The sequence below is a fragment of the Vannielia sp. ABF1_015 genome, from assembly GCF_056160745.1.
Genome location: NZ_JBSWXT010000003.1, coordinates 17,057 through 42,833, shown reverse-complemented (window position 1 = coordinate 42,833; position 25,777 = coordinate 17,057). Strand labels below are relative to the sequence as shown.

Here is a 25,777-nt window from a genome sequence, read left to right as displayed (position 1 = left end):
TGTGGCGGCAGGTCGATCTGCCTAACCTGCCGCCATGCCACCCGATCTCGACGCCCGACTTACCGAAGCCATCCGCGCCCGCGAGGGTGAGCTGGTGGCGCTCTGCCGCGACCTCGTGCAAATCCCCACGCTCAACCCGCCCGGCCAGCACTACCGCGCCATTTGTTCCTACTTGGCAGAACGCCTCGGCAAGCAGGGCTTCGAGGTGGAGATGATCCGCGCCGAGGGCGCCCCCGCCGACAGCACCGAATACCCGCGCTGGAACGTGGTCGCCCGCCGCGAGGGCAAGCGGGCAGGGGAGTGCGTGCATTTCAACTCCCACCATGACGTGGTCGAGGTTGGCCGTGGCTGGACGGTCGACCCCTTTGGCGGCGAGGTGAAAGACGGCAAGCTCTATGGCCGTGGCTCCTGTGACATGAAGGGCGGCCTCGCCGCTTCCATCATCGCCGTCGAGGCCTTCCTCGAAACCTGCCCCGACTTCTCCGGCGCGGTCGAAATCTCCGCAACGGCGGATGAGGAATCCGGCGGCTACGGCGGCGTCGCCTACCTCGCCGAGCGCGGCTGGTTCAGCCCCGAGCGGGTGCAGCACGTCATCATCCCCGAACCGCTCAACAAGGACCGCATCTGCCTTGGCCATCGCGGCGTCTGGTGGGCCGAGATCGAAACTTTCGGCCGCATCGCCCACGGCTCCATGCCCTTCCTCGGAGACTCCGCCGTGCGCCACATGGGCGCCGTGCTGGCGGAGATGGAGGCCACGCTCTTTCCGCTGCTCGCCACCAAGCACACCGAAATGCCGGTGGTGCCCGAAGGCGCACGCGAAAGCACGCTCAACATCAACTCGATCCACGGCGGCGAGGCTGACCACCCGGCAGATTACACCGGCCTGCCCGCGCCCTGCGTGCCCGACAGCTGCCGCATCGTGATCGACAGGCGCTTTCTCATCGAGGAAGAGCTCGCCGAGGTGAAAGGCGAGGTCACCGCGCTGATGGAAAAGGTTAAAGCCGCGCGCCCCAGCTTTACCTACGAAATCCGCGATCTTTTCGAGGTGCAGCCCACGATGGCCCCCGAAGATGCCCCCATCGTGCGCACCACGGCGGCAGCGATTGAAAAGGTGCTCGCCCGCCAGCCCGATTACGTCGTCAGCCCTGGAACCTACGACCAAAAGCACATCGACCGCATCGGCAAGCTCTCCAACTGCATCGCCTACGGCCCCGGCATTCTGGACCTCGCCCACCAGCCTGATGAATGGGTGGGCGTGCAGGATATGGTCGACAGCGCCAGCGTCATGGCCCTCGTGCTGGCCGAGCTGCTTGCCCGCTAAACCGCCTATGCAGCCGCGCTTGGGCCGGTTAACCTGAAGGAAACCACCCAGGGAGGCTCCAGCCCCATGACCCTTCGCACAACCCTTCTCGCCGCCACGCTCCTCGCCACGCCCGCACTGGCGCAAGACAGCATCACCCTCGGCATGGTGCTCGAGCCGCCCAACCTCGACCCGACAGGCGGCGCAGCGGCGGCCATCGACGAAGTGGTTTATGCCAACGTCTTCGAAGGCCTCACCCGTTTTGCCGCCGATGGCTCGGTGGTGCCCGCGCTGGCCAAAAGCTGGGAGGTCTCGGACGATGGCACCAGCTACACCTTCACGCTGCAAGAGGGTGTCACCTTCCACGACGGCACCGCCTTCAACGCCGATGATGTCGTGTTCTCGCTCAATCGCGCCCGCGCCGAAGACAGCACCAACGCCCAGAAGGCGCTGTTTGCCGGGATCGAAAGCGTCGAAGCGGTAAACCCGACAACCGTAACCGTAACCCTCAGCCAGCCCGATGGCGCCTTCCCCTTCAAGATGGCATGGGGTGATGCGGTGATGGTGGGCGAGGAAAGTGCCGCCGACCTTGCCACCAAGCCCGTTGGCACCGGCCCCTTCACCTTTTCCGAATGGGTGCAGGGCGACCGTGTGAGCCTGACGCGCAACGCCGACTACTGGGGCGAGGCCCCGGCGCTGGCCAGCGCCACCTTCAAGTTTATCTCCGATCCCAACGCCGCCTTCGCCGCGATGATGGCCGGCGATGTCGATGCCTTCCCCAACTTCCCCGCGCAGGAAACCCTGCCGCAATTCGAGGGCAACCCGCAGTTCAAGGTGATTATCGGCTCCACTGAGGGTGAGACGATCCTCGCGATGAACAACGCCCAGCCGCCGCTCGACAACGTGAAGGTGCGCGAAGCCATCGCCCATGCGATCAACCGGCAAGACATCATCGACGGCGCGATGAACGGCTATGGCACCCCCATCGGCACCCACTTCGCCCCGCATAACCCGGACTACGTGGACCTGATGGAAATGTCGGAATTCGACCCGGAGGCGTCCAAAGCGCTGCTGGCCGAAGCCGGGGTCGAGGGGCTGAAGCTGCGCCTCGCCCTGCCGCCCCCCGCCTACGCCCGCCGCGGTGGCGAGATCATCGCCGCCCAGCTGCGCAACGTGGGCATCGAGACCGAGATCACCAACATGGAATGGGCGCAATGGCTCGAACAGGTGTTCAAGGGCCGTGATTTCGACCTGACCATTGTCAGCCACACCGAGCCGCTCGACATCAACATCTATGCCCGTGACGACTACTACTTCCAGTATGCCGACCCGGACTTCAAAAGCATGATGACCCTGCTCGAGGGCACCACCGGCCCGGATGCGCGCTCGGAGATCCTGAAATCCGCGCAGACCAAGATCGCGGAAGATTTCGTCAACGGCTACCTCTTCCAGCTGCCCAAGACGGGTGTGGCCAATGCCAAAATCGAGGGCCTCTGGGAGAACGCCCCGACCCAGGCCAATGACCTCACCGGGGTGAACTGGGCCGACTGACCGCCGCCGCAACGTCGCTCCCCACCCGCCCGCCCTCGCGCCGCTGCGGCGGCGGTCAGTCGGCCCGGCGAGCGTGGTGCGCGTGGAGAGGGCGGAATGAGTATTTTCAGCAAGAAAATGAGGCAGGGGCGAGCTTGCCCCATTTGCGTTCAGCCATCCGCAAGGGCGGTGAGGCCGTGGTTTTGGCTGCGCAGTTCGGCATCCAGCCGGGCCGCGTCTTGGGGTGTCAGGGCCGTGACGACGAGGGCCATATCTGCCGGAAGGCGATAGAGCCTGCGCCCGCCCTCCGCGGCTCTTTCCAGCAGCCGGGCGGAGTGTGCGAGGGCCTCTTGGGCGAGATACTTGGGCGGGAAGTCGGCCTCGATCTGCGTGGTGGTGCCATCGAGGCGAAAGCTGAGGCGATTGGGGTTCAGATGGATCTCATCCAGGGCAGGGCTGCCCAGCATATCGGCGAAATCGGTCAGCAGGCGGCGGTAGGTCTCTTCCGTCATTTCCACCTGCTCGCGTTGGACGGCAAGATTGGGCTCGTCCCCGGCCTCGGCAGTCCGCAGCACCATGTCGCCAAGCCCAAAGATGTCGGCCTCCGGCGGATCGTTCCGGACGGTCTCGGGCAGCCGCGTGCTGGAGAGCACGCCGTAGCTGCACAGCACCTCGCGCCGCGCGTCCAGCCAGGCCAGCGTGGCCGGGTTGGGCGAGGGAGGTGGCGCGGGGGCTGGCCTTGGCGCGGTGAGCACGTTGGGCGCGGCGCGTCTGGCCCGGGCCAGTTCGTTGCGGGTGAGCCATGCCAGAACCGCCGCCAGCGCGAAGGCCAGAGCGGCCAGCGCATAGCCGCCACTGCCCTCGGATGTGGCGGCCAGATAAAGCCCGAGCGCCAGCAGCACGCAGGCTGCCAGCGCGTGGGTGGCGACCGAGGCCCAATTCAGCCAAACCAGCGCGGACCTCATGCTTTCAGATGTGCCTCAAGGTCGTCCAGCCGGTCATGGCCCCAAAACAGCGCACCGTCATCGACCACGTAGAAGGGAGAGCCGAAGGCGCCTTTCTCCACTGCCTCGTCGAGGTTGCGCCCATAGGTCTCCGCGCCCGCCAACAGCCCCCTGTCGGCCAGCCCCGGGTCGAAGCCCGCAGCCGTGAGGCACGCCTGAATCACATCGTCCTGCGCAATGTCCCTTTCCTCGGCCCAGCAGGCGCGCAGCAGGCCGTGCGCCAGCGCGCCCACATCGCCGCCGCTCTCCGATTGCGCCGCGATCAGCGCGTAGCTCGACGGCGCGGCATTGGTCGGGAAATGCGCCGGGGTGAAGTTCATCGGCAGGCCGGCCTTGGCCGCCGCCCGCTGGAGCTCCTGCATCCGGTAGGCTTTGCGGTTCTCGTGCCGCTCACCCGGCGGAGTGCCGCCGGTGCGGGCAAAAAGCGCCATGATATCCACCGGCTTGTAGGCAATGCTCGCCCCCGTCGCCCCAGCGATCTCCTCCAACCGCATTCCGGCAAGGTAGGTGAAGGGGGAAATCGTGGAGAAAAAGTAATCAATATGCGGCATTTGCACCTCCCGGGCTCGCGCGTTTCTGGCCCTGACCGTAGGCCGGTGCTATGGGGTGTCAACTTTTCGATTCTGCCACGCGCGAGGGGACACGCGATGCCCAATCCGACCGAACCCAAACTGATGTCCGGCAATGCCAACCTGCCGCTTGCCACCTCGATCTGCCGGCGGATGTCGATGCATCGTGGCATGACCGTGGGGCTGGTCGATGCGCGGGTCGAGCGGTTCAACGATCAGGAAATCTTCGTCGAGGTCTATGAGAACGTCCGCGGCGAGGACATGTTCATCATCCAATCCACCTCCAACCCGGCCAATGACAACCTGATGGAACTGCTCATCATGGCTGATGCGCTCAAGCGCTCCTCGGCGGCGCGGACGACGGCGGTAATCCCCTACTTCGGTTATGCCCGGCAAGACCGGCGCACCAAGGCCCGCACGCCGATTTCGGCCAAGCTGGTGGCCAACCTCATCCACGAGGCGGGCATTGAGCGGGTGCTGACGATGGATCTGCACGCCGCGCAGATTCAGGGCTTCTTCGATATCCCGGTCGATAACCTCTACGCCTCGCCGATCTTCGCGCTCGATATCAAGCACCACATGCGCGAAAAGCTCGCCGACGTCATGGTTGTCAGCCCCGACGTGGGCGGCGTGGCCCGGGCCCGCGAGCTGGCCCAGCGGATCGGCGCGCCGCTTTCCATCGTCGACAAGCGCCGTGAAAAGCCCGGCGAAGTTGCCGAGATGACGGTGATCGGCAACGTGAAAGACAAGGTCTGCGTGATCGTGGATGACATCTGCGATACCGCCGGCACCCTCTGCAAGGCCGCCGAAATCCTGATGGAAAACGGCGCCACCGAGGTGCACAGCTACATCTCCCACGGCGTCCTCTCCGGCCCGGCCGTGGAGCGGATCACCAATTCGGTGATGAAGAGCCTCGTGATCACCGACAGCATCGAGCCAACCGAGGCGGTCAAGGCCTGCCCCAACATCCGTATCGTGCCCACCGCCCCGATGTTCGCCCAGGCGATCCTCAACATCTGGTCGGGCACATCGGTGTCGTCGCTCTTCGATCACAACACGTTGGTGCCGATCTACGAAGGCTTCTACGGCACCGACGTCTGAGGCCGAGGGCGGGGGAGGGGAGACATCTCGCCTTCCGCCGCGCGCCATAGGGTGGGTGCTAACCCACCACTACCGCGCTCAATACATCTCCCAATCGTCCTCGTGGCGCAATTCGCCGAGCGCCATCCAGCTTGCCCGCACCCGCGCCACCCGGGTGTCGCCCCACGTGCGAAAAACAATCTCGAAGCCTTCTTCGGTGATGTTCTCTGCCGAGATATCCGCGCGCTGGTTGGTCTTCTGGTCCATGTCCCACATGGCAAGGTTCACCACCACAGTCGGCAGGCTGCGGAAGGTTTCTGCAAAGCTGATGGCCCGGCGCGATTGGCGCGGGCCGGTGCCCGTCCACATCTCGCCGCCGTCCTCGAAATCCGAGAACATCACAACAGAGCCCTCGTCGACCCCGACAAGGTGATTTCGCAAGCGTTTCATTCCGTCTGTCTAAACCCGTCTTCCCTAGTCCACCGATAAAAGAGGATTTGGGCGAAAATTGGAACCAAAACGTAAATGGCCCCGGCGATTTCTCGTCGGGGCCATGAAAATTCTGATATGCCTAGGCTCAGGCGTTGGTGCGCACCGAAAGCCCAAGATCGTTGCCCAGTGCGGCAATGTCGGCTGCCGCCTTGGCCAGAGAGTCCAGATCTTCAGGCGAACCATTGTCACGCGCGGCTGCAGCATCCGCCATAAACTGGTCCAGAGCTTCGGAGGTCATTTCCTCAGCCGGAACAGCGTGCTCGGCCAAAACGGTGGTGCCCTCTGCGGTGATCTCGGCAAAGCCGCCGATCACGGCAAACTTGCTTTCGGCACCATCCTCGGCGGTCACGGTCAGAATGCCGGGCCGCAGGGTGGTGATCATCGGGCTGTGGTCGGGCATCGCCGTCAGGTCGCCTTCGGCACCCGGGATCTGCACCGCCTTCGCCGCCAGCGAGGCCAGACGGCGCTCGGGCGAAACCAGATCGAATTGCATGGTGTCGGCCATTGCAGGCTCCTGTTAGTTGAAATCGCCCCCCGCGCCCTTTCGGGGCAGGGGGCGCAAGCTCTTAGGCGGCTTCCGCAGCCATCTTTTCGGCCTTGGCCTTCACTTCGTCGATGCCGCCAACCATGTAGAAGGCGCCTTCGGGCAGGTGGTCGTATTCGCCGGCCACAACTGCCTTGAACGAGCTGATGGTGTCTTCCAGCGGCACCTGAACGCCGTCGGAACCGGTGAACACCTTGGCCACGTCGAACGGCTGGCTGAGGAAACGCTGGATCTTCCGGGCGCGGGCCACGGTCAGCTTGTCCTCTTCCGAGAGTTCGTCCATGCCGAGAATTGCGATGATGTCCTGCAGCGACTTGTAGCGCTGGAGGATACCCTGCACGTCACGGGCCACCTGGTAGTGTTCTTCACCCACGATCAGCGGGTCCATCAGGCGCGAGGTGGAGTCCAGCGGGTCCACGGCGGGGTAGATGCCAAGCTCCGAGATCGCACGGTTAAGCACGGTCGTCGCGTCGAGGTGGGCAAAGGTGGTTGCCGGGGCCGGGTCGGTAAGGTCATCCGCAGGCACGTAGACGGCCTGGATCGAGGTGATCGAACCGTTCTTGGTCGAGGTGATCCGCTCCTGCATGGCGCCCATGTCGGTTGCCAGCGTCGGCTGATAGCCCACAGCAGAGGGGATACGACCCAGAAGCGCCGACATCTCGGAACCGGCCTGAGTGAAGCGGAAAATGTTGTCCACGAAGAACAGCACGTCGGTGCCGGTCGCGTCGCGGAACTGCTCGGCCAGGGTCAGGCCGGTCAGCGCGATACGGGCACGGGCTCCGGGAGGCTCGTTCATCTGGCCGAAGCACAGGGCAATCTTCGATTCCGGCAGGTTGTCGGGGTTGAGAACGCCGGATTCGATCATCTCGTGGTAAAGGTCGTTGCCCTCACGGGTCCGCTCACCCACACCAGCGAACACGGAGAGGCCCGAGTGCACCTTGGCGATGTTGTTGATGAGTTCCTGAATGAGAACCGTCTTGCCCACGCCGGCACCGCCGAACAGGCCAATCTTGCCGCCCTTGGCGTAGGGGGCCAGCAGGTCGATCACCTTGATGCCGGTCACCAGCACTTCGGCTTCGGTCGACTGGTCGGCGAAGTCGGGGGCAGGGGCGTGGATGGGGCGGAATTCGTCTGCTTCCACCGGGCCCTTTTCGTCAACCGGCTCGCCGATCACGTTGAGGATACGCCCCAGCGTTGCGGTGCCCACGGGCACCTGAATTGCGGCGCCGGTGTCGGTCACTTCCTGGCCCCTCACGAGGCCCTCGGTGGCGTCCATCGCGATGGTGCGCACGGTGTTTTCGCCAAGGTGCTGGGCCACTTCGAGCACCAGCTTCTTGCCGTTGTTCTCGGTGGTCAGCGCGTTCAGAATCGCCGGCAGATCATCGTCAAACTGCACGTCAACGACAGCGCCGATGACCTGAGCCACTTTGCCTTTTGCGTTAGCCATTTTCGTTTCCTCTTCGTCAGAGCGCCTCGGCGCCCGAAATAATCTCGATCAGCTCGTTGGTGATCACGGCCTGGCGGGAGCGGTTGAACTGGATCGTCAGCTTGTCGATCATTTCGCCCGCGTTGCGCGTGGCGTTGTCCATCGCGCTCATCCGGGCCCCCTGTTCCGATGCCCCGTTTTCCAGCAGCGCAGTAAAGATCTGCGTTGCCACGGCGCGCGGGAGGAGATCGGCCAGAATGGCCTCTTCCTCGGGCTCGTAATCATAGGTCGTCCCAGCTTCCTCGGCAGCGTCCTCGCTTGCCTCGAAGGCGGCGGGGATGATCTGCAAGGCGGTCGGCACCTGGCTGATGACGCTCTGGAAGACCGAATAGAAGATCGTCGCCACGTCAAACTCACCCGCATCGAAGCGGGTCAGCACGTCGCGGGCAATCCCCTGCGCATCGCCATAGCCTAGCGACTTCACGCCGCTGAGGTCCACATGACCTACCGACAGATCGGCAAAGTCACGCTTCAGCTGCTCGCGGCCCTTCTTGCCGACGGTGAGGATCTTCACCTCTTTGCCGTCTTTGAGAAGCTGCTGCGCATGGGTGCGCGCAAGTTTGACAATCGAGCTGTTGAAACCGCCGCAAAGGCCCCGCTCGGCAGTCATCACCACCAGCAGATGCACCTTGTCGTCGCCGGTTCCGGCCAGCAGGCGCGGCGCAGAATCCGAACCCGCCGATGCGCCGGCAAGCCCCGCCATCACGGCATTCATCCGCTCGGCATAGGGGCGTCCCGCCTCGGCAGCTTCCTGTGCCCGCCGCAGTTTTGCGGCGGCCACCATCTGCATGGCCTTGGTGATCTTCCGAGTGCTTTTGACACTCTCGATCCGATTTTTAAGATCCTTTAGGCTCGGCATGAGCTATCTCCCCGGCCAGCCTCAAGCGAAATCTTTGGCGAATTCGTCCAGAGCCGCCTTGATCTTGTCCTCAAGCTCACCCTTCACCTTGCGGTCATTGTCGGTGATGTCCTTAAGAAGATCTTCGTGCTTGCCACGCAGGTGCGCCAGCAGCCCGGCTTCGAAGCGACCCACCTCGGAGACGTCAACCTTGTCGAGGTAGCCGTTGGTGCCTGCATAGATGACGCAGACGATCTCGGCGTTGGTCAGCGGGCTGTACTGAGGCTGCTTCATCAGTTCGGTCAGGCGCGCACCACGGGCCAGCAGGCGCTGGGTGGCGGCGTCAAGGTCGGAGCCGAACTGGGCAAAGGCGGCCATCTCGCGGTACTGCGCGAGGCTCAGCTTCACCGGGCCAGCAACCGAAGACATCGCCTTGGTCTGCGCGGACGAACCCACACGAGACACCGAGAGGCCGGTGTTCACGGCGGGGCGGATGCCCTGATAGAACAGTTCGGTCTCAAGGAAGATCTGACCGTCGGTGATCGAGATCACGTTGGTCGGAATAAAGGCCGAAACGTCGCCGCCCTGGGTTTCGATGATCGGCAGAGCGGTCAGCGAACCAGCGCCGTGGTCTTCGTTCAGCTTTGCCGAACGCTCCAGCAGGCGAGAGTGAAGGTAGAAAACGTCACCGGGGTAGGCTTCACGGCCGGGCGGACGACGCAGCAGCAGCGACATCTGGCGGTAGGAGACGGCCTGCTTGGAAAGGTCATCATAGATGATCAGCGCGTGGCGGCCGTTGTCGCGGAAGAACTCGGCAATCGAGGTCGCGGTGTAGGGAGCCAGATACTGCATCGGTGCCGGGTCAGAGGCGGTCGCGGCCACAACAGTGGTGTATTCGATCGCGCCGGTCTCTTCGAGCTTCTTCACCAGCTGCGCCACGGTCGAGCGCTTCTGGCCGACAGCCACGTAAACGCAGTAGAGCTTCTTGCTCTCGTCGTCGCCCGCAGCGTCGTTGTAGGACTTCTGGTTCAGGATCGCGTCAAGCGCCACGGCGGTTTTGCCGGTCTGACGGTCGCCAATGACAAGCTCGCGCTGGCCACGGCCAATCGGGATCATGGCGTCAACCGACTTGAGGCCGGTTGCCATCGGCTCATGCACCGACTTACGCGGGATGATGCCGGGGGCCTTCACGTCCGCGATGCGGCGCTCGGAGGCTTCAATGGCGCCTTTGCCGTCAACCGGAGCACCCAGCGCGTCAACCACGCGGCCCAGCATGGCTTCGCCAACCGGCACGTCCACGATGGCGTTGGTCCGCTTGACGGTGTCGCCTTCTTTAATGTCGCGGTCAGAGCCGAAGATCACGACACCGACGTTGTCACTTTCAAGGTTCAGAGCCATGCCCCGGATCGCGCCGGGGAATTCGACCATTTCACCGGCCTGAATGTTGTCGAGGCCGTGCACACGGGCAATACCGTCACCGACGGAGAGCACGCGGCCGACTTCGGCAACTTCGGCCTCCTGGCCAAAATTCTTGATCTGGTCCTTGAGGATTGCGGAAATTTCCGCAGCTTGGAGAGCCATTAGCCGACCTCTTTCATTGCGTTCTGGAGGGAAGACAGCTTCGAACGGATCGAGCTGTCGATCATCTGCGAGCCGAGCTTCACGACGAGGCCGCCAATCAGGGCTTCATCGACGTGCATGTCGAGTTTCACATCTTTGCCGACCTTCTTGGCGAGGGTATCGGCGAGAGTCTTTTGTTGTGCGTCAGTGAGCGCCTTGGCCGAGGTGACCTCTGCAGTCACTTCGCCGTTTTCCTCGGCGATCATCGCCTTGAGCGATTTCACCAGCTGGGGCAGGGCGAAGAGACGGCGGTTTTGCGCCATCAGCCCGAGCGTCGAGGTGGTCAGATCGGCGAGCCCCATCTTCTTGGCCACCGCCGTCACACCAGCTTCCTGTTCGGAGCGGGAGTAGACCGGGTTGGAGATCAGCTCGCGAAACGCATCGCTGTCATCCAGAGCGGCGCCCAGCGTATCGGCGTCGGAGCTCAGTTCATTGAGTTTCTTGTCGCTCTTGGCGAGGTCGAAGAGCGCTGATGCGTAGCGCGCGGCGATGCTTGCGGATATCGAAGCCGTCTCGGACACGTCCACCCCTCGTTGTCATTAAGGCCCGCTTATGTGGGCTCTGGGCATAGATCGGGCATTGCCGTTCCCGGCGCCCCCCGAAGTCGAGGGGTATCTAGCAGACGGTTTCTAGGGTCGCAACTGCTTTAACCGGTGATATTTTTGCCGCAAAATTGAGCATTATCAGTAGGTTGTGTGGCCTGCGACAGTTTGGTGTCATTTGGTCGCCGCTGTATCGAGGGAATCTCTTGTCGAGCGGATACCCGCCGCCGCCCGCTTGCAGCCGAGTGAAATATCCTTGCCAGACAGGTGCTTGCCCGCTGCATCCCGCACCCATCGCCCTGCCGAGGTGCCCCTCGAAGGCCTCGCCCCGTCACCGGTCGTCCCTGCCGCTTGGTTAACGCCGATAACCAAATGACCGCGCCAGGCCGACCGTCGCCCAGGTCGATGGCGGTCGAAAACGGCGCATTGTCCGGCACCGTCGCGATTGCCTTGGCCGCGTCCGCAGCCGCCTCCGTCGTCCGCCATTGGATCTGCTCGGCCCACAGCCTGCCCTCTGCGCAAGGCAATCGACGCGCCCTGAGCTCTCCGCAGGTGCAAACACACTCGTTAACGGCACGGGCGGCCGCGGCGGGCGCAGGCGGGAGCGGGCGTCCGGAAGTTTTTGCGGTCCGGGCGCGGCGCAGCGGCGTTAACTTTCGTTATTCTGCGCTGCGGCGCATACGCGTAGGTATGGGGTGTGCATAAGATGTGCATCACTTGTGCCTCTGCGCTATTGCACATGAGGTGCCGGTAACGCATCGCACGCTATCGCGGTGCGCGGCGTCAGGCCGGTTTGGCGCCCGCCGGTTCAAGCACCTCCAGCGGCTTGCGCTGCCGCCTCGGGCGCGCCTCCCCGCCGGGCGCATAAACCCGCTTGCTGGCTTCAAGAATAAAGACGCCCCCGGCCAGGTAGCTGGAGACCTTTCTTCCGGTTTTTTCCCAGAAATTCGAGGACTTGACCCAAAAGCGCCGGTGGCTCGGCGGGCTGAACAGCGCGGCCAGATGGCGCTCGGGCACAAAGCCGTTTGCCCGCAACTGCGCCTCCAATTGCCCCAGCGAATAGGGCCGGCCAAAGCCAAAGGGCGTCACATCGCGCCGCGCCCAGAGCCCGGCCCGGTTCGGCACGATAAACATCGCCCGCCCCCCGGGGCCCAGAACCCTATGAATTTCCTCAAGAAGTTTGCCCGGATTGTCGGTTGTTTCCAGCCCGTGAAGGCAGATGAGCTTGTCGACCTGTCCGGTCGTGACGGGCCAGAGCGTCTCTTCCACCAGCACCGAATGGTTGGCCCCACCCGCCGGCCAATGCGCCACCCCCTGCGCCCCCGGCATCAACGCCATCACCCTGCGCGCCTCGGCAAGGTAGGGCCGCAGCAGCGGCGTGGCAAAACCATAGCCCACAACGCTCTGCGCCTTCGCCTCAGGCCAGAGCGCGGTGACCTGATCGCGGATTGCCCGCTGGGCCACGCGCCCTAACTGGGTGCGATAGTAGAAGTTTCTCAGGTCGAGAACGTCCAGATGCATCGGTTGCCGGTGGTCCGCTCTTGGGTCAATCTGGCAAGACCATACCAGCGCCCAAAGGAAACGCCATGCCCCTCGAAGTCCTCACGGTCCCCTGCCTCTCCGACAACTACGCCTATGTGGTCAAAGGGCCTGATGGCGTTTGCCTCATCGACGCACCCGAGGCCGGGCCGATCATTGATGCGCTGGAGGAAAAAGGCTGGAAACCCGGGGTGTTGATGATCACCCACCATCACCATGACCATGTTGGCGGGGTGGAGGAGCTGCGGGAGAAATACGGGCTCAAGGTGATGGGCCCCAAGGCGGAGGAGGCCAAGCTGCCGCCGCTCGACATGGGGCTGACCGAAGGGATGAACGGCGGCGAGGGCGAGGGCTATACCGTGCCGATCGACGTGCCCGGCCACACGCTGGGCCACATGGCCTTCCACTTTCCGAATGCGGGCGCGCTCTTCACCGCGGATAGCCTGATGGCACTCGGCTGTGGGAGGGTATTTGAGGGGACGATGGAGCAGATGCACGACTCGCTCCAGAAGCTCGCAGCCCTGCCGCCGGAAACAATGGTCTATTCCGGGCATGAATATACCACGGGCAACGCCAAATTCGCTCTCACCATCGACCCGGACAACACGGCGCTTCAAGAACGGGTTAAAAAAGTGGCGGCCCAGCGTGAGGCCGGTGAGCCTACGGCACAGGTTTCTCTGGCAGAGGAGCTAGCGACAAACCCGTTTCTGCGCACCTCTGATGCGGGCATTCGGGCCACACTGGCCATGAAAGACGCGCCTGACGTGGAGGTATTCGCCGAAATCCGGCGGCGGAAGGATGCTTTCTGAAACGGTCGCCCTATAGTGCCGCCAGCGGCTCAGAGGGGCCGCTCAAATCGCCCGTGCAGCCCGATCACAATTTGTGCAATTTCGGGTCTCGGGCAAAAAAACTCTCAGAAAAGACTTGAAGGTTCGGGTTTTCCACCGAACTTTAATCATATGAGGCCACGGTCGAGGACGGGCCGGAACCATCCTAGGCCACCAGGGAAAGGAGCACGCCACGTGCCATCGTTTTCGAACACCCTAGAGCAAGCAATTCACGCAGCTCTCGCGCTGGCAAATGCCCGCCGCCATGAGCTTGCCACGCTGGAGCATCTCCTGCTGGCGCTGATCGACGAGCCTGACGCCGCCAAGGTGATGCAGGCCTGCTCTGTCGATCTGGACGAACTTCGCAGCACTCTTAACGACTTCATTGATGAAGACCTGTCGACTCTCGTTACCGAGATCGAAGGCTCCGAAGCCGTGCCCACCGCCGCCTTCCAGCGGGTAATCCAGCGCGCCGCGATCCACGTGCAAAGCTCCGGCCGCACCGAGGTGACGGGTGCCAACGTGCTCGTGGCAATCTTTGCCGAGCGCGAAAGCAACGCCGCCTTCTTCCTGCAAGAGCAGGACATGACCCGCTATGATGCGGTCAACTTTATCGCCCATGGCGTCGCCAAGGATCCGGCCTTCGGGGAAACCCGCTCGGTTTCCGGCGCGACCGACATGGAGGAAGAGGCCGCCCCCGAAACGGTGAATGCCGAGCCTGAAGAGAAAGAGAGCGCGCTTTCCAAGTATTGCGTCGATCTGAACGCCAAGGCGAAGGATGGCGATGTCGATCCGCTGATCGGGCGCGAGCACGAGGTGGAGCGTTGCATTCAGGTGCTTTGCCGCCGCCGCAAGAACAACCCGCTGCTGGTGGGCGATCCGGGCGTTGGCAAAACCGCCATCGCCGAGGGCCTTGCGCGCAAGATCGTGCAGGGTGAAACGCCCGAGGTTCTCTCGCAATCCACCATCTATTCGCTCGACATGGGCGCGCTGCTCGCAGGCACCCGCTATCGCGGCGACTTTGAAGAGCGGCTGAAGGCCGTGGTGACCGACCTTGAAAAGCACCCCGACGCGGTGCTCTTCATCGACGAGATCCACACCGTCATCGGCGCCGGGGCCACCTCCGGCGGGGCAATGGATGCATCGAACCTGCTGAAGCCTGCGCTGCAGGGCGGCAAGCTGCGCTGCATGGGCTCCACCACTTACAAGGAGTTCCGCCAGCACTTCGAGAAGGACCGCGCGCTCAGCCGCCGCTTCCAGAAGATCGACGTCAGCGAACCCACGGTCGAAGACAGCGTGAAAATCCTCAAGGGCCTCAAGCCCTACTTCGAGGATCATCACGACATCAAATACACCGCCGACGCGATCAAATCGGCTGTCGAGCTTTCGGCCCGTTACATCAACGACCGCAAGCTGCCCGACAAGGCCATCGACGTGATCGACGAGGCTGGCGCGGCGCAGCATCTTGTGGCGGAATCCAAGCGTCGCAAGACCATCGGCGCCAAGGAGATCGAGGCGGTCGTGGCCAAGATCGCCCGCATCCCGCCCAAGAACGTCTCCAAGGATGACGCAACCGTGCTGAAAGATCTGGAGGCCTCGCTCAAGCGGGTCGTCTTCGGGCAGGACAATGCGATCACCGCGCTCTCCTCGGCAATCAAGCTGGCCCGTGCTGGCCTGCGTGAGCCTGAAAAGCCCATCGGCAACTACCTCTTCGCTGGCCCGACCGGCGTTGGCAAAACCGAGGTGGCCAAGCAACTCGCCAGCCAGCTTGGTGTGGAGTTGCTGCGCTTCGACATGTCTGAGTACATGGAAAAGCACGCAATCTCACGGCTCATCGGCGCGCCTCCGGGTTATGTGGGTTTCGACCAGGGTGGTCAGCTGACCGATGGCGTGGATCAAAACCCGCATTGTGTGCTTCTGCTCGACGAGATCGAAAAGGCGCACCCGGATGTGTACAACATCCTCCTGCAGGTGATGGACCACGGCAAGCTGACCGACCACAACGGCCGGACGACCGATTTCCGCAACGTGATCCTGATCATGACCTCCAACGCGGGGGCTGCCGAACAAGCCAAGGAAGCCATCGGCTTCGGGCGTGACCGGCGCACCGGCGAAGATGAAGCCGCCATCGAGCGCACCTTCACGCCGGAGTTCCGCAACCGTCTGGATGCGGTGATCAGCTTCGCGCCGCTCGGCAAGGACACGATCCTTTCCGTGGTCGAGAAGTTCGTGCTCCAGCTTGAGGCCCAGTTGATGGACCGTGACGTGACCATAGAGCTGACGCCGAAGGCCGCCGAATGGCTCGCCGACAAAGGCTATGATGACAAGATGGGTGCCCGCCCGCTGGGCCGGGTGATCCAAGAGCACATCAAGAAGCCGCTCGCCGAAGAGCTTCTCTTCGGGCGGCTCACCAAGGGCGGAATCGTCAAGGTGGGCGTCAAGAATGGCGAGATCGACCTGCGGATGGAAGAGCCGGCCAAGGCCCGCATCGGGTCGCACAAGAAGCCACCGCTGCTCACGGCGGAATGACGAGCCGGATACGAGACATCAAGGAGCGCCCCCGGGCGCTCCTTTTGCGCATCGGCGCCGGGGCACTGGCCTTGATGCCCGCTCCCCTTCTCGCAGATCCGCCGCTGCTGGGGCTTCCGGTTGACTGCGCGCTTGGCCACACTTGTTATATCCAACAATATTTCGATCGCGATCCCGATGAGGGCGAGGTGCAGGATCATGGCTGCGGCACGCTTGCCAATGATGGCCATGGCGGCACTGATTTTGCCGTGGCCACGCTGGAGCAGGTGGCCGCCGGTGTCACCGTCGTCGCCGCCGCGCCCGGCACCGTGATCGGCACACGTGACGGCATGCCGGACATCTCCATTCAGGATCCGAACGCCCCCGATCTTGAGGGCCGGGACTGTGGCAATGGCGTTGCCATCGACCATGGCGATGGTTGGGCCACCCAATATTGCCACCTTCGGGAGGGGTCGATTGTGGTGGAGCAAGGTCAACGCGTTGCCATGGGCACGCCACTCGGGCTCATCGGCATGTCGGGCCGCGCCTCCTTCCCGCATGTGCATCTCACAGTGCGCAATGGCGACCAGAAGGTAGACCCTTTTGCGCCGGAGCCCGGCCCTGCCGCCTCTTGCGCCATGGCCGGAACGGGTGAGGAAGCGGCCCCGCGCGCCACGCCGGGCGGGCGCGAGGGGCTTTGGCTTGAGCCGCCCGCCTATGTGCCGGGCGGGCTGATCGCGGTGGGCTTTACAAGCAAGGTTCCGGCAATCTCAGAGGTGCGCGCGGGCCTGCGCACCGCCCCCGTTACTTCACCCAAAACGCCGGCCATGGTCGTTTGGGGCTATGCCTTTGCCGGGCAGGCCGGTGACGAGATCGAGATTGTGTTTGAAGGTCCGGAGGGGGAGATCGGGCGGCATGTGGACGTGCTGGAAAAGGCCCAACCCTTCGTGCTCCGCGCCTATGGCAAGCGCACCCCGGCGTCCGGCTGGCCTTGGGGAGCGTATCGCGGCACGGTGATTCACCGCCGCGGCGCGCAGGAACTCGGGCGGCGGTATATCGAGACCGAAGTCAATTAACCAGTTTTATATCAAGGGCTTGCAGGGTTACCGCAGGAAGCCGATGGCATAGGTCGTCGCCATTTGGTGATGCGCGAGATATTCGTCGAGCTTCTCCTGCACAGGCTGACCGCCGGGCGCGGTGCCCGTCTCCAGTGCGCCAAGGCCACCCGAGATAAACACGCAATCCAGCCCTTCGCCCATCGCGCCCTTCACATCGGTCAGCACCCCGTCGCCAATGCACAGGATCGGCCCGGCAGGATCGCCGCCGACCTCTGCCAGCCTCGCGCGGGCGAGGTCATAGATCGGAGGATGCGGCTTGCCGAAGTAAAGGCTCTCGCCCCCCATCTCGGTATAAAGCTTGGCCAGCGCGCCCGCGCACCACTCGCGGCTCTCGCCCCGGTCAACCACGATATCGGGGTTTGCGCAAAGCAGCTTCATGCCCTTCTGCTTGGCATAAAGGAACCGCCCCCGCATCTCCTCGGGGTCGGCAAACGGATCAAACGGGCCAGTGCACACGATCCCCTCGGCCTCTTCCAGCGTCACCTGCTCAGCGGCGACCGGGTCTTTCACAATGTGCAGGGGGTCAAAGAAGGTCTGGTCGAAGGGTTGCCCGATGAACCACACCTTGCTGCCCACGGCCCCACGGAACATCGCCGCGCGCGCAGAGTCGCCCGAGGTGGCGATCACATCCCATGCGTCATCGGGAACGCCCCATTGGCCAAGCTGCTTTTGCACCTCGGCGCGGGCGCGGGGGGCGTTGGTCAGCAGCACCACCTTCTTTCCGGCGGCGCGAAATTGCTGAAGCGCAGCAACGGCTTCGGGGAAGGCGGTCACACCATTGTGGACACAGCCCCAGAGATCAACGAAGGCCGCGTCATACTGATGCGCGACCTCCGCAAGGTTCTCGATGACCCGGCTCACGCCTCAGACCTTGAGCGAAGGGATGATCTGCTTCTTGCGGCTCATCACACCGGGCAGCACCACGGTGTCACCCGAAACAGTCGCGCCAAAGCTCTTTTCGGCCACGGTCTTCACCAGATCGTTCGGCACCAGCAGCGTGGCCTCTTCGGCCAGAATGTCGATCACGAAGAGCAGCACCTGGTCCACGCCATCTTCGGTGGCCACGGCCTTCATGCTTTCCATCAGCGAGTCCTTGCGGTCCAGCACGATTTTGGGCGCGGTGGTTTCCAGCACCGACACGCGGAACTTGGTGCCATCCACCGGGTATTCCTTGCTGTCCATCCGCAGCAGCTCGGCATCCGAAAACGCCGACACATCGCTCTTGGCTTCAAACATCTCCGAGGCATAGGCGCTCAGGTCGATGCCCAGATCGGCGGCCAGTTCTTCGGCAAGTGCCTTGTCCTGCTCGGTCGTGGTGGGCGAGCGGAACTCCAGCGTGTCCGACAGGATGCACGACAGCATCAGCCCCTTGATCCCCTCGGGCATCTTGGCGGCATTCTCGCCCATCAGGTTGTGCATGATGGTCGCGGTGCAGGCCAGCGGCTTGATGGTGATGTCGATCGGCCCCTTTGTCTCGATCCCGCCGGTCAGCTTGTGGTGGTCGATGATCTGCAGAATATCGGCCTCGTTGATCGCATCGGGCAGCTCGGCGGGGTTGTTGGTGTCAACGATCACCACCTGCTCACCCTCGCTTACCCCGTCGATGATCGAGGGCTGCTCGAAACCCCAGCGTTTCAGCACGAAGGCGGCCTCGGTGTTGGGCTCGCCCAGCAGCACGGCCTCGGCGGGCTGGCCGCGATGCGCGCTCATGTACCACGCCCAGATAAGCGGGGAGCCGGTGCTGTCGGTGTCGGGGGATTTATGGCCAAAAACCTTGATCGTCATATCATGCCTGCGTGTCTTGAGGAGGAGTCGCGGGCCTTATAGGCGGGGCAGGGGGCGTTGTCACCCGCCGCCAACGCGACGCCTTAGCGCAGCACCGGGTAGAGCGAGGCCACCAGCAGCACGGCCATGGTGATGTTGAACGCGCGCAGCCGGGCTGGGGAGGTGAGAAACCGGCGGATCTGCTGGCCAAGCGCCGTCCAGAGGCTGATGGAGGGGAGGGCGACCAGCGCGAAGGCGAATATGACGGCTGCCACGGCAGGCAGGCTATGGTCGGGCGCGTAAAGCGACAGGCCAGAGAGCGCCATTGTCCAGGCCTTCGGGTTCACCCATTGGAAGCCCGCCGCCTGTAGCAGTGTGAGCGGGCGTCCCTCGGCGCTGGCCTCTCGCGGCGCGCCTGCGTTGGCGATCTTCCACGCCAGCCAGAGCATATATCCCACCGCCACAACCTTCAGCACCAGCCCGGCCTGCGGAAGCACCTCGAACACCGCCGAAAGCCCGAGGCCTACGGCCGAAAACAGCACCAGCATCCCGACCACGATTCCCAGCATATGCGGGAGCGAGCGGCGGTAGCCGAAGTTGGCGCCGGAGGCGAGCAGCATCATGTTGTTGGGGCCTGGCGTGGCGGTGCTGACGAAGGCAAAGCCGATGAGGGCGAGGAGGAGCGAATCTGTCATGGCGCAACTATCGCCGCGGTCTTGCGGCAGGTGCTTGCGTTTTTCCGGTCTTATGGCGAATAATGCGCAACAAATGACGAAGGTTGACGACATAAATCGCCGAATATTGCGCGAACTTAGCCGCGATGGCCGCATCAGCAACACCGATCTGGCGGAGCGCGTGGGCCTCTCGCCCTCCGCTTGCCTGCGCCGGGTGCAGGAGCTGGAGCGCAGCGGCGTCATCAAGGGCTATCGCGCCGTGCTCGACCCGGTGGCCATGGGCAAGGGCTTCGTGGCGATGCTGGGCGTCGGGTTGTCCGTGCATACCAAGACGGCGCAGGAAGACTTCGAGCGCGCCATGCTGCACGCGCCGCAGGTGCGCGAGGTGCATGGCGTGACGGGAACCATCGAGTATCTGCTGCGCGTCGAGGTCGAAGACATCGCCAGCTTCAAGGCATTTCACACCGACATCCTGGGCGCCTTGCCGCAGGTGACATCCATCACGACCTATGTTGTTGTCTGCTCTCCCAAGGACGAGCGCGGATAGGGCGAAATTTCCGCAAAGCTTTGGTTGACTCCCACTCACCTCCTCCTTACATCGGCTGCGTTATCACTCTCCCAAGGTGAGTGCTAACAGCAAGATTAACCTCGAACGAAGGAGCGTTCAGAGATGGCATTTACCCCGCTTCATGACCGTGTTGTCGTCCGCCGCGTCGAATCCGACGAAAAGACCGCCGGCGGCCTCATCATTCCCGATAGCGCCAAGGAAAAGCCCGCAGAAGGCGAAGTGATTTCCGTTGGTGCTGGCGCACGTGACGATGCCGGCTCGCGCATCGCCCCCGATGTGAAGGCCGGCGACCGTGTGCTGTTCGGCAAATGGTCGGGCACCGAAGTTCAGATCGACGGCGAAGAGCTGCTGATCATGAAAGAGTCCGACATCATGGGCGTGATCGCCTAAGTCACCCGAATTTCACCAACGTCCTCAGAGACATAGGAGAATTGTAAAATGGCAAAAGACGTCAAGTTTGATACCGACGCCCGCAACCGCATGCTGAAGGGTGTCAACATCCTTGCCGATGCGGTCAAAGTCACCCTCGGCCCCAAAGGCCGTAACGTTGTGCTCGACAAGAGCTTCGGCGCGCCCCGCATCACCAAAGACGGTGTTTCGGTCGCCAAAGAGATCGAGCTCGAAGACAAGTTCGAGAACATGGGCGCCCAGATGGTGAAAGAGGTTGCCTCTCGCACCAACGACGAAGCCGGTGACGGCACCACCACCGCCACCGTGCTGGCTCAGGCCATCATCAAAGAAGGCATGAAGTCGGTTGCCGCTGGCATGAACCCGATGGACCTCAAGCGCGGCATCGACCTCGCGACCTCCAAAGTGGTTCAGGCCATCAAGGACGCCGCCCGCGAAGTGAACGACTCCGCCGAAGTGGCTCAGGTCGGCACCATCTCCGCCAACGGCGAAGCCGAGATCGGCCAGCAGATCGCTGATGCGATGCAGAAGGTCGGCAACGAGGGTGTCATCACCGTTGAAGAGAACAAGGGCCTCGAGACCGAGACCGAAGTTGTTGAAGGTATGCAGTTCGACCGTGGCTACCTCAGCCCCTACTTCGTCACTAACCCCGACAAGATGATCGCGGAGCTGGAAGACTGCATGATCCTTCTTCACGAGAAGAAGCTGACTTCGCTTCAGCCGCTCGTGCCGCTGCTCGAGCAGGTGATCCAGTCGCAGAAGCCGCTCCTCATCATCGCTGAAGACGTTGAAGGCGAAGCGCTGGCCACTCTCGTGGTCAACAAGCTGCGTGGCGGCCTGAAGATCGCTGCCGTCAAGGCACCGGGCTTCGGCGATCGCCGCAAGGCCATGCTGCAGGACATCGGCATTCTGACCGGCGGTCAGGTGATCTCCGAAGACCTCGGCATGAAGCTCGAGAACGTCACCATGGACATGCTCGGCACCGCCAAGACCGTGACCATCACCAAGGACGAAACCACCATCGTGGACGGCCATGGCGAGAAGTCCGAAATCGAGGCCCGCGTTTCCCAGATCCGTCAGCAGATCGAAGAGACCTCCTCCGACTACGACCGTGAGAAGCTGCAAGAGCGCGTGGCCAAGCTGGCCGGTGGTGTTGCCGTGATCCGCGTCGGCGGCATGACTGAAGTGGAAGTGAAAGAGCGCAAGGACCGTGTCGATGACGCGCTCAACGCGACCCGCGCTGCCGTTCAGGAAGGCGTTGTCGTCGGTGGCGGCGTGGCCCTGATCCAGGGCGCCAAGGCGCTCGACGGTGTGACCGGTGCAAACTCTGACCAAAACGCCGGTGTGGCCATCGTGCGCAAGGCGCTCGAAGCTCCGCTGCGTCAGATCGCCGAGAACGCCGGCGTCGACGGTTCCGTCGTGGCTGGCAAGATCCGCGAAAGTGACGACAAGGCCTTCGGCTTCAACGCTCAGACCGAAGAATATGGCGACATGTTCAAATTCGGCGTGATCGACCCCGCCAAGGTGGTCCGCACCGCGCTGGAAGATGCTTCTTCCGTGGCCGGCCTGCTCATCACCACCGAGGCGATGGTTGCCGACAAGCCCTCCAAAGAGGGTGCCGGCGGCGGTGCCCCCGACATGGGCGGCATGGGCGGCATGGGCGGCATGATGTAAGCCAGCCCGGCTTTCGAATACGGGAAAGGGCCACCTTCGGGTGGCCCTTTTTCTTTGCGCATCTGCAGGCTACTGAGCCCCATGCGCCTTGCCCTCCTGATCGCCCTCACCATGGCCGCTTTTGCTGCCAACTCTTTGCTCAACCGCGCGGCGGTTGATAGCGGCCGGATTGACCCGCTGGGCTTTGCCCTGCTGCGCGTTGCCTCGGGTGCCGCCATGCTTTGGCTGGTGCTTGCGCTTCGAGGCAAGGGCAGGGGGCTTTCGCTCCGCCCCCTCCCATGGGCCGGGGCGCTCTCGCTCGCCGCCTATATGCTCGGCTTTTCGCTGGCCTATCTCACCCTTGGGGCCGGGCTCGGGGCGCTTATCCTCTTCGGCGTGGTGCAGATCACCATGTTTGCCGCGGCGGCACTGCGTGGGGCGCCTCTCGGGCCGCAGCGCCTTGCCGGGGCGGGGCTTGCCTTTGCCGGGCTGGCTTGGCTGCTCTGGCCCGGTGGCAGCCTGTCGGTTGACCTCACCGGGGCGGCTTTGATGGTGGTCGCAGGTGTTGGGTGGGGTGTTTACTCCCTTGCGGGGAAGGGTGCTGCCGATCCGCTCGCCGCAACGGCTGCCAACTTCCTGTGGTGCTTGCCGCTTATGGTGCTGGCCGTGGTTTTTGCACTGCCCGGCTGGCCTGCGCCGGGGGGCGTGCTGCTGGCCGTTATCGCCGGGGGTGTGACATCGGGCCTTGGTTATGCGCTCTGGTACGCGCTGCTGCCCCGTGTCGAAACCACCACCGCTGCCGTTGTTCAGCTCTCAGTGCCAGTCATCGCGCTGGCTGCCGGGGCCCTGCTGCTGGGCGAAACGCTGAGCCTTGCGCTCCTGCTCGCCAGTGCCGTGGTGCTTGGTGGCATCGCCTTGGTCGTCACCGCGCCAGCGGCTCCAGCGGATCGTACCCAAAGCCGCGGTTGAAGGCCACGTCACCCAGGCTTCCGGGCTTGTGGGGCAGCGTGGCCAGCTCTTCGGCCGTCACCCAGCGCCGTTTGGTCACCACCTTCTCGGGGTCTTCCCAATCATCACGCAGCTCACCGGCCAAGACCTTGCAGCGAAAGAAGATTTCGACCTGATGAAAGCCCGTGGCCTCCTCGTGATACTCGTTCACAAGGCAGGGTGGGCCTACGCTTACGGTTAGCCCGGTTTCTTCATGCACCTCGCGGGCGAGGTTGTCGGGCAGCGAGCTGTGCATCTCGGCCCCGCCGCCGGGTGCGCACCAAAGCGGGTTCTTCGGGTCGGCCCAGGCGTTGACGATAAGCAGGCGGTTGTCCTGAACGATGATGGCGCGGGTCGCGAGGCGGATTGGCATGGCCGCAACGTGACGTTGCGGCGCGGTGGTGGCAAGGGGGCAGAGCAGTGCCTATCTGAGTACGATGCGACTGATCCTTGCCCTCGCTCTTGCCCTTACCGCTGCTCCAGCTGCCGCGAAAGACTGTGTTGTCTTGCTCCATGGCCTCGCTCGCGGCACCGGCTCGATGGCGCCGCTTGAGCTGGCGCTCACCGAGGCGGGTTATAACGTGGTCAACAAGGGCTATCCCTCCACCCGCCAGCCGGTGGAGGAACTGGTTGCAGCCGTTCCGGCAGCCTATGCCGCCTGCGAAAGCGCGCAGGTGCACTTTGTCACCCACTCCATGGGCGGCATCCTGCTGCGCCTTTGGCTGGAAGAGGCCCGCCCCGCGCGGCTTGGCCATGTGGTGATGATGGGCCCGCCGAACGAGGGCAGCGAGCTGGTTGATACCCTCTCCGACTGGGCGCTCTTTGATGCGCTGAACGGGCCGGCAGGCGACCAGCTTGGAACTGACGCGACCAGCCTGCCCAATACGCTCGGCCCGGCGTGGTTTGGCCCCGGTATCATCGCGGGCACCCTCAGCTTCAACCCGGTCTATTCGTCGATCATTCCCGGCCCTGATGACAGCAAGGTTGCGGTCAAGCACACCCATGTGGAGGGCGAGGCCGATCACATCGCGCTTCCGGTCACACATACCTTCATGATGACCAACCCCCTCGTCATGGCGCAGGTGCTGACCTTCCTTGATAGCGGGGCCTTCGACCCCGCCCTCGGCTATGCTGATGCCGTCGCGTTGGGGCTGAAAGAGATCAGCGAGTAGCCGGCTTTACCCGGTTTACATGCCCCATCTTGCGTCCGGGGCGGGCTTCGGCCTTGCCGTAAAGGTGCAACGCGGCGTGAGGCTCTTTGGCGATCTCCGGCACCCGCAGGATGTCGTCACCAATGAGGTTTTCCATCTCCACGTCCGAGTGCCGCTTGCCATCGCCCAGCGGCCATCCGGCCACGGCGCGAATGTGCTGTTCGAACTGGTCCACCGCGCATCCGTTCTGCGTCCAATGGCCGGAATTGTGCACGCGCGGGGCGATCTCGTTCACGATCAGCTTGCCCGGCGTCACGAAAAGCTCCACGCCCATGACGCCCACGTAATCCAGCGCATTAAGGATCTTGCCCGCCAGCAGCGCGGCATCCAGCGCCAGCCGGGGCGGCAGCTTGGCCGGAACCGTGGTGGTGGCCAGAATGCCGGATTTGTGGACGTTTTCGCCAAGGTCGAAGCAGACAACCTCGCCCGTCAGGCCCCGCGCGGCGATTACTGAAACCTCTAGCGAGAAGTCGACAAAGCCTTCCAGAACCGCCTCGGCACCTTCCATCGCGGCCCATGCCGTCGGCGCATCTTCCGCCGACTTCAGCCGCGCCTGCCCTTTGCCGTCATAGCCGAGCCGGCGGGTTTTGAGGATCGAGGGCGCGCCGATTGTCGCCACCGCCTCGGCCATCTCGGCATCGGAAGCCACGGGTGCGAAGGGGGCCGTTTCCAGCCCCAGCCCGCGCAGAAATTCCTTCTCCGTCAGCCGGTCTTGGCTGACCCGCAGCGCCTCGCGCCCGGGGCGGATTGGGCGGATCGCCTCCAGCACGTCGAGCGCGGCGGTGGGGATGTTTTCAAACTCGTAGGTAATGACATCGACGCTCTCGGCGAAGGCCCTCAGTGCCGCCTCGTCATCATATCCCGCCTGCGTCACCTGCGCCGCCACATCGCCTGCCGGGGCCGCGCCCGGCTCGAAGATATGTGCCTTGTAGCCAAGCCTTGCGGCGGCGACCGAGAGCATGCGCCCCAACTGCCCGCCGCCCAGAATGCCAATGGTCGATCCCGGTGCCAGCGGCTCACTCATCACGCGGCTCCTCGGGGATAGACGCCGAGAGGGCATCGCGCCATGTGTCCAGCCGCTCGGCCAGCGCCTCATCCGACACGGCCAGAATGCCTGCCGCCATCAACCCCGCGTTCACCGCGCCCGCCTCGCCAATCGCCATGGTCGCAACCGGAAAGCCGCGCGGCATCTGCACGATCGAATAGAGGCTGTCGACACCGCTCAGGGCCCGTGTCTGCACTGGAACGCCCACCACGGGCACCCGCGTTTTGCTGGCCATCATGCCGGGCAGATGCGCCGCGCCGCCCGCGCCCGCGATAATGACCTTCAGGCCACGTGCGGCAGCTTCTTTGCCGTAGGTCCAGAGCCTGTCGGGTGTGCGGTGCGCCGAAACGATCTTTGCCTCATAGGCTACCCCGAGCTCGTCCAGCACATCGGCGGCATGCTTCATCGTTGGCCAGTCGGACTGGCTGCCCATGATGATGCCAACTACTGGATTTGCCATGCTTCAAGGC

The 25,777-nt window shown here is 63.6% G+C and carries 26 protein-coding genes; 11 read left to right on the top strand and 15 right to left on the bottom strand.

The genetic code is table 11. From position 1 onward, the window contains the following. Window positions 1-34: 34 nt before the first annotated feature. Window positions 35-1,321, top strand: coding sequence for an acetylornithine deacetylase/succinyl-diaminopimelate desuccinylase family protein (locus ACXAG6_RS17385; protein ID WP_475339129.1), 1,287 nt, complete (start codon window positions 35-37; stop codon window positions 1,319-1,321). Window positions 1,322-1,387: 66 nt separating this feature from the next. Then, window positions 1,388-2,851 (top strand): ABC transporter substrate-binding protein, encoded by a 1,464-nt coding sequence (locus tag ACXAG6_RS17380; RefSeq protein ID WP_475339128.1) that lies wholly within the window; start codon window positions 1,388-1,390, stop codon window positions 2,849-2,851. 149 nt (window positions 2,852-3,000) lie between these two features. Here ACXAG6_RS17380 and ACXAG6_RS17375 read toward each other — a convergent pair whose 3' ends face one another. Together ACXAG6_RS17375 and ACXAG6_RS17370 are read right to left on the bottom strand one after the other, a co-directional pair. Beyond that, complete coding sequence (locus ACXAG6_RS17375) at window positions 3,001-3,795, bottom strand: hypothetical protein (RefSeq protein ID WP_475339126.1); 795 nt, start codon at window positions 3,793-3,795, stop codon at window positions 3,001-3,003. Continuing rightward, a complete protein-coding gene (locus tag ACXAG6_RS17370; RefSeq protein ID WP_475339125.1) occupies window positions 3,792-4,385 on the bottom strand; it encodes a DsbA family protein in 594 nt (197 codons plus the stop codon). The genes ACXAG6_RS17375 and ACXAG6_RS17370 overlap by 4 nt, the downstream gene beginning before the upstream one ends. Window positions 4,386-4,481: 96 nt before the next feature. Between ACXAG6_RS17370 and ACXAG6_RS17365 the strand changes: the two genes are divergently transcribed. Beyond that, complete coding sequence (locus tag ACXAG6_RS17365) at window positions 4,482-5,504, top strand: ribose-phosphate pyrophosphokinase (protein WP_140015400.1); 1,023 nt, start codon at window positions 4,482-4,484, stop codon at window positions 5,502-5,504. 78 nt (window positions 5,505-5,582) lie between these two features. Here the strand turns inward: ACXAG6_RS17365 and ACXAG6_RS17360 are convergent, their stop codons facing one another. The 7 genes from ACXAG6_RS17360 to ACXAG6_RS17330 form a co-directional block, all read right to left on the bottom strand. Beyond that, complete coding sequence (locus tag ACXAG6_RS17360) at window positions 5,583-5,933, bottom strand: H-type lectin domain-containing protein (protein WP_140015399.1); 351 nt, start codon at window positions 5,931-5,933, stop codon at window positions 5,583-5,585. A gap of 127 nt (window positions 5,934-6,060) precedes the next feature. Next, window positions 6,061-6,480, bottom strand: coding sequence for a F0F1 ATP synthase subunit epsilon (locus ACXAG6_RS17355; protein WP_475339123.1), 420 nt, complete (start codon window positions 6,478-6,480; stop codon window positions 6,061-6,063). A gap of 61 nt (window positions 6,481-6,541) precedes the next feature. Continuing rightward, complete coding sequence (atpD, locus tag ACXAG6_RS17350; RefSeq protein ID WP_140015397.1) at window positions 6,542-7,966, bottom strand: F0F1 ATP synthase subunit beta; 1,425 nt, start codon at window positions 7,964-7,966, stop codon at window positions 6,542-6,544. A 16-nt stretch (window positions 7,967-7,982) separates the two neighbouring features. After that, window positions 7,983-8,864, bottom strand: coding sequence for a F0F1 ATP synthase subunit gamma (locus ACXAG6_RS17345; protein ID WP_475339121.1), 882 nt, complete (start codon window positions 8,862-8,864; stop codon window positions 7,983-7,985). A 21-nt stretch (window positions 8,865-8,885) separates the two neighbouring features. Next, window positions 8,886-10,424, bottom strand: coding sequence for a F0F1 ATP synthase subunit alpha (gene atpA, locus ACXAG6_RS17340; protein WP_475339120.1), 1,539 nt, complete (start codon window positions 10,422-10,424; stop codon window positions 8,886-8,888). Next, entirely contained in the window at window positions 10,424-10,990 is a 567-nt protein-coding gene (locus tag ACXAG6_RS17335; protein ID WP_140015394.1) for a F0F1 ATP synthase subunit delta, read from the bottom strand. Before ACXAG6_RS17335 ends, atpA begins: the two co-directional genes overlap by 1 nt. A 798-nt stretch (window positions 10,991-11,788) precedes the next feature. Beyond that, on the bottom strand, window positions 11,789-12,526 hold the full coding sequence (locus tag ACXAG6_RS17330) for a methyltransferase domain-containing protein (RefSeq protein WP_140015393.1): 738 nt from the start codon (window positions 12,524-12,526) through the stop codon (window positions 11,789-11,791). A gap of 65 nt (window positions 12,527-12,591) precedes the next feature. Here ACXAG6_RS17330 and gloB point away from each other — a divergent pair, with 65 nt between their 5' ends. From gloB to ACXAG6_RS17315, 3 genes are all read left to right on the top strand, one after another. Continuing rightward, a complete protein-coding gene (gene gloB / locus ACXAG6_RS17325; protein WP_475339118.1) occupies window positions 12,592-13,353 on the top strand; it encodes a hydroxyacylglutathione hydrolase in 762 nt (253 codons plus the stop codon). Window positions 13,354-13,566: 213 nt separating this feature from the next. Then, window positions 13,567-15,900 carry an ATP-dependent Clp protease ATP-binding subunit ClpA gene (clpA, locus tag ACXAG6_RS17320; protein WP_475339117.1) on the top strand — a complete coding sequence of 778 codons (2,334 nt, stop codon included), beginning with the start codon at window positions 13,567-13,569 and terminating at the stop codon, window positions 15,898-15,900. A gap of 74 nt (window positions 15,901-15,974) precedes the next feature. After that, a complete protein-coding gene (locus ACXAG6_RS17315) occupies window positions 15,975-16,955 on the top strand; it encodes a M23 family metallopeptidase (protein ID WP_475339116.1) in 981 nt (326 codons plus the stop codon). 27 nt (window positions 16,956-16,982) lie between these two features. Here ACXAG6_RS17315 and ACXAG6_RS17310 read toward each other — a convergent pair whose 3' ends face one another. From ACXAG6_RS17310 to ACXAG6_RS17300, 3 genes are all read right to left on the bottom strand, one after another. Further along, the gene (locus ACXAG6_RS17310) at window positions 16,983-17,858 is read right to left on the bottom strand and encodes a TIGR01459 family HAD-type hydrolase (RefSeq protein WP_475339115.1); all 876 of its coding nucleotides are present in this window, start codon (window positions 17,856-17,858) and stop codon (window positions 16,983-16,985) included. Window positions 17,859-17,861: 3 nt separating this feature from the next. Further along, complete coding sequence (locus ACXAG6_RS17305) at window positions 17,862-18,782, bottom strand: manganese-dependent inorganic pyrophosphatase (protein WP_475339113.1); 921 nt, start codon at window positions 18,780-18,782, stop codon at window positions 17,862-17,864. Window positions 18,783-18,865: 83 nt separating this feature from the next. Further along, on the bottom strand, window positions 18,866-19,456 hold the full coding sequence (locus ACXAG6_RS17300) for a LysE family translocator (protein ID WP_475339112.1): 591 nt from the start codon (window positions 19,454-19,456) through the stop codon (window positions 18,866-18,868). Between the two features lie 73 nt (window positions 19,457-19,529). On the opposite strand from ACXAG6_RS17300, the gene ACXAG6_RS17295 reads away from it, so the two are divergent. The 4 genes from ACXAG6_RS17295 (at window position 19,530) to ACXAG6_RS17280 (ending at window position 23,033) form a co-directional block, all read left to right on the top strand. After that, the gene (locus ACXAG6_RS17295; protein ID WP_475339110.1) at window positions 19,530-19,982 is read left to right on the top strand and encodes an Lrp/AsnC family transcriptional regulator; all 453 of its coding nucleotides are present in this window, start codon (window positions 19,530-19,532) and stop codon (window positions 19,980-19,982) included. A 123-nt stretch (window positions 19,983-20,105) separates the two neighbouring features. After that, window positions 20,106-20,393 carry a co-chaperone GroES gene (locus ACXAG6_RS17290; RefSeq protein ID WP_140015385.1) on the top strand — a complete coding sequence of 96 codons (288 nt, stop codon included), beginning with the start codon at window positions 20,106-20,108 and terminating at the stop codon, window positions 20,391-20,393. A 48-nt stretch (window positions 20,394-20,441) separates the two neighbouring features. Beyond that, entirely contained in the window at window positions 20,442-22,085 is a 1,644-nt protein-coding gene (gene groL, locus ACXAG6_RS17285) for a chaperonin GroEL (protein ID WP_475339109.1), read from the top strand. An 81-nt stretch (window positions 22,086-22,166) separates the two neighbouring features. Beyond that, window positions 22,167-23,033, top strand: coding sequence for a DMT family transporter (locus tag ACXAG6_RS17280; protein WP_475339107.1), 867 nt, complete (start codon window positions 22,167-22,169; stop codon window positions 23,031-23,033). On the opposite strand, the gene ACXAG6_RS17275 is transcribed toward ACXAG6_RS17280, so the two are convergent. Further along, window positions 22,987-23,424 (bottom strand): NUDIX domain-containing protein, encoded by a 438-nt coding sequence (locus ACXAG6_RS17275; RefSeq protein WP_475339106.1) that lies wholly within the window; start codon window positions 23,422-23,424, stop codon window positions 22,987-22,989. The two genes, ACXAG6_RS17280 and ACXAG6_RS17275, sit on opposite strands and share 47 nt — an antisense overlap. A 64-nt stretch (window positions 23,425-23,488) precedes the next feature. Between ACXAG6_RS17275 and ACXAG6_RS17270 the strand changes: the two genes are divergently transcribed. Next, complete coding sequence (locus ACXAG6_RS17270) at window positions 23,489-24,223, top strand: esterase/lipase family protein (RefSeq protein ID WP_475339105.1); 735 nt, start codon at window positions 23,489-23,491, stop codon at window positions 24,221-24,223. Here ACXAG6_RS17270 and ACXAG6_RS17265 read toward each other — a convergent pair. Beyond that, complete coding sequence (locus ACXAG6_RS17265; protein ID WP_475339103.1) at window positions 24,213-25,286, bottom strand: 5-(carboxyamino)imidazole ribonucleotide synthase; 1,074 nt, start codon at window positions 25,284-25,286, stop codon at window positions 24,213-24,215. The two genes, ACXAG6_RS17270 and ACXAG6_RS17265, sit on opposite strands and share 11 nt — an antisense overlap. Beyond that, a complete protein-coding gene (gene purE / locus ACXAG6_RS17260; RefSeq protein WP_140015380.1) occupies window positions 25,279-25,767 on the bottom strand; it encodes a 5-(carboxyamino)imidazole ribonucleotide mutase in 489 nt (162 codons plus the stop codon). The genes ACXAG6_RS17265 and purE overlap by 8 nt, the downstream gene beginning before the upstream one ends. Between the last annotated feature and the right edge of the window lie 10 nt (window positions 25,768-25,777).

Bases quoted from the DNA above. Each gene is read 5' to 3' on its own strand.
- ACXAG6_RS17385 (WP_475339129.1), top strand. From the start codon at position 35: ATGCCACCCGATCTCGACGCCCGACTTACCGAAGCCATCCGCGCCCGC.
- ACXAG6_RS17380 (WP_475339128.1), top strand. From the start codon at position 1,388: ATGACCCTTCGCACAACCCTTCTCGCCGCCACGCTCCTCGCCACGCCC.
- ACXAG6_RS17375 (WP_475339126.1), bottom strand. From the start codon at position 3,795: ATGAGGTCCGCGCTGGTTTGGCTGAATTGGGCCTCGGTCGCCACCCAC.
- ACXAG6_RS17370 (WP_475339125.1), bottom strand. From the start codon at position 4,385: ATGCCGCATATTGATTACTTTTTCTCCACGATTTCCCCCTTCACCTAC.
- ACXAG6_RS17365 (WP_140015400.1), top strand. From the start codon at position 4,482: ATGCCCAATCCGACCGAACCCAAACTGATGTCCGGCAATGCCAACCTG.
- ACXAG6_RS17360 (WP_140015399.1), bottom strand. From the start codon at position 5,933: ATGAAACGCTTGCGAAATCACCTTGTCGGGGTCGACGAGGGCTCTGTT.
- ACXAG6_RS17355 (WP_475339123.1), bottom strand. From the start codon at position 6,480: ATGGCCGACACCATGCAATTCGATCTGGTTTCGCCCGAGCGCCGTCTG.
- atpD (WP_140015397.1), bottom strand. From the start codon at position 7,966: ATGGCTAACGCAAAAGGCAAAGTGGCTCAGGTCATCGGCGCTGTCGTT.
- ACXAG6_RS17345 (WP_475339121.1), bottom strand. From the start codon at position 8,864: ATGCCGAGCCTAAAGGATCTTAAAAATCGGATCGAGAGTGTCAAAAGC.
- atpA (WP_475339120.1), bottom strand. From the start codon at position 10,424: ATGGCTCTCCAAGCTGCGGAAATTTCCGCAATCCTCAAGGACCAGATC.
- ACXAG6_RS17330 (WP_140015393.1), bottom strand. From the start codon at position 12,526: ATGCATCTGGACGTTCTCGACCTGAGAAACTTCTACTATCGCACCCAG.
- gloB (WP_475339118.1), top strand. From the start codon at position 12,592: ATGCCCCTCGAAGTCCTCACGGTCCCCTGCCTCTCCGACAACTACGCC.
- ACXAG6_RS17315 (WP_475339116.1), top strand. From the start codon at position 15,975: ATGCCCGCTCCCCTTCTCGCAGATCCGCCGCTGCTGGGGCTTCCGGTT.
- ACXAG6_RS17305 (WP_475339113.1), bottom strand. From the start codon at position 18,782: ATGACGATCAAGGTTTTTGGCCATAAATCCCCCGACACCGACAGCACC.
- ACXAG6_RS17300 (WP_475339112.1), bottom strand. From the start codon at position 19,456: ATGACAGATTCGCTCCTCCTCGCCCTCATCGGCTTTGCCTTCGTCAGC.
- ACXAG6_RS17295 (WP_475339110.1), top strand. From the start codon at position 19,530: ATGACGAAGGTTGACGACATAAATCGCCGAATATTGCGCGAACTTAGC.
- ACXAG6_RS17290 (WP_140015385.1), top strand. From the start codon at position 20,106: ATGGCATTTACCCCGCTTCATGACCGTGTTGTCGTCCGCCGCGTCGAA.
- groL (WP_475339109.1), top strand. From the start codon at position 20,442: ATGGCAAAAGACGTCAAGTTTGATACCGACGCCCGCAACCGCATGCTG.
- ACXAG6_RS17280 (WP_475339107.1), top strand. From the start codon at position 22,167: ATGCGCCTTGCCCTCCTGATCGCCCTCACCATGGCCGCTTTTGCTGCC.
- ACXAG6_RS17275 (WP_475339106.1), bottom strand. From the start codon at position 23,424: ATGCCAATCCGCCTCGCGACCCGCGCCATCATCGTTCAGGACAACCGC.
- ACXAG6_RS17270 (WP_475339105.1), top strand. From the start codon at position 23,489: ATGCGACTGATCCTTGCCCTCGCTCTTGCCCTTACCGCTGCTCCAGCT.
- ACXAG6_RS17265 (WP_475339103.1), bottom strand. From the start codon at position 25,286: ATGAGTGAGCCGCTGGCACCGGGATCGACCATTGGCATTCTGGGCGGC.
- purE (WP_140015380.1), bottom strand. From the start codon at position 25,767: ATGGCAAATCCAGTAGTTGGCATCATCATGGGCAGCCAGTCCGACTGG.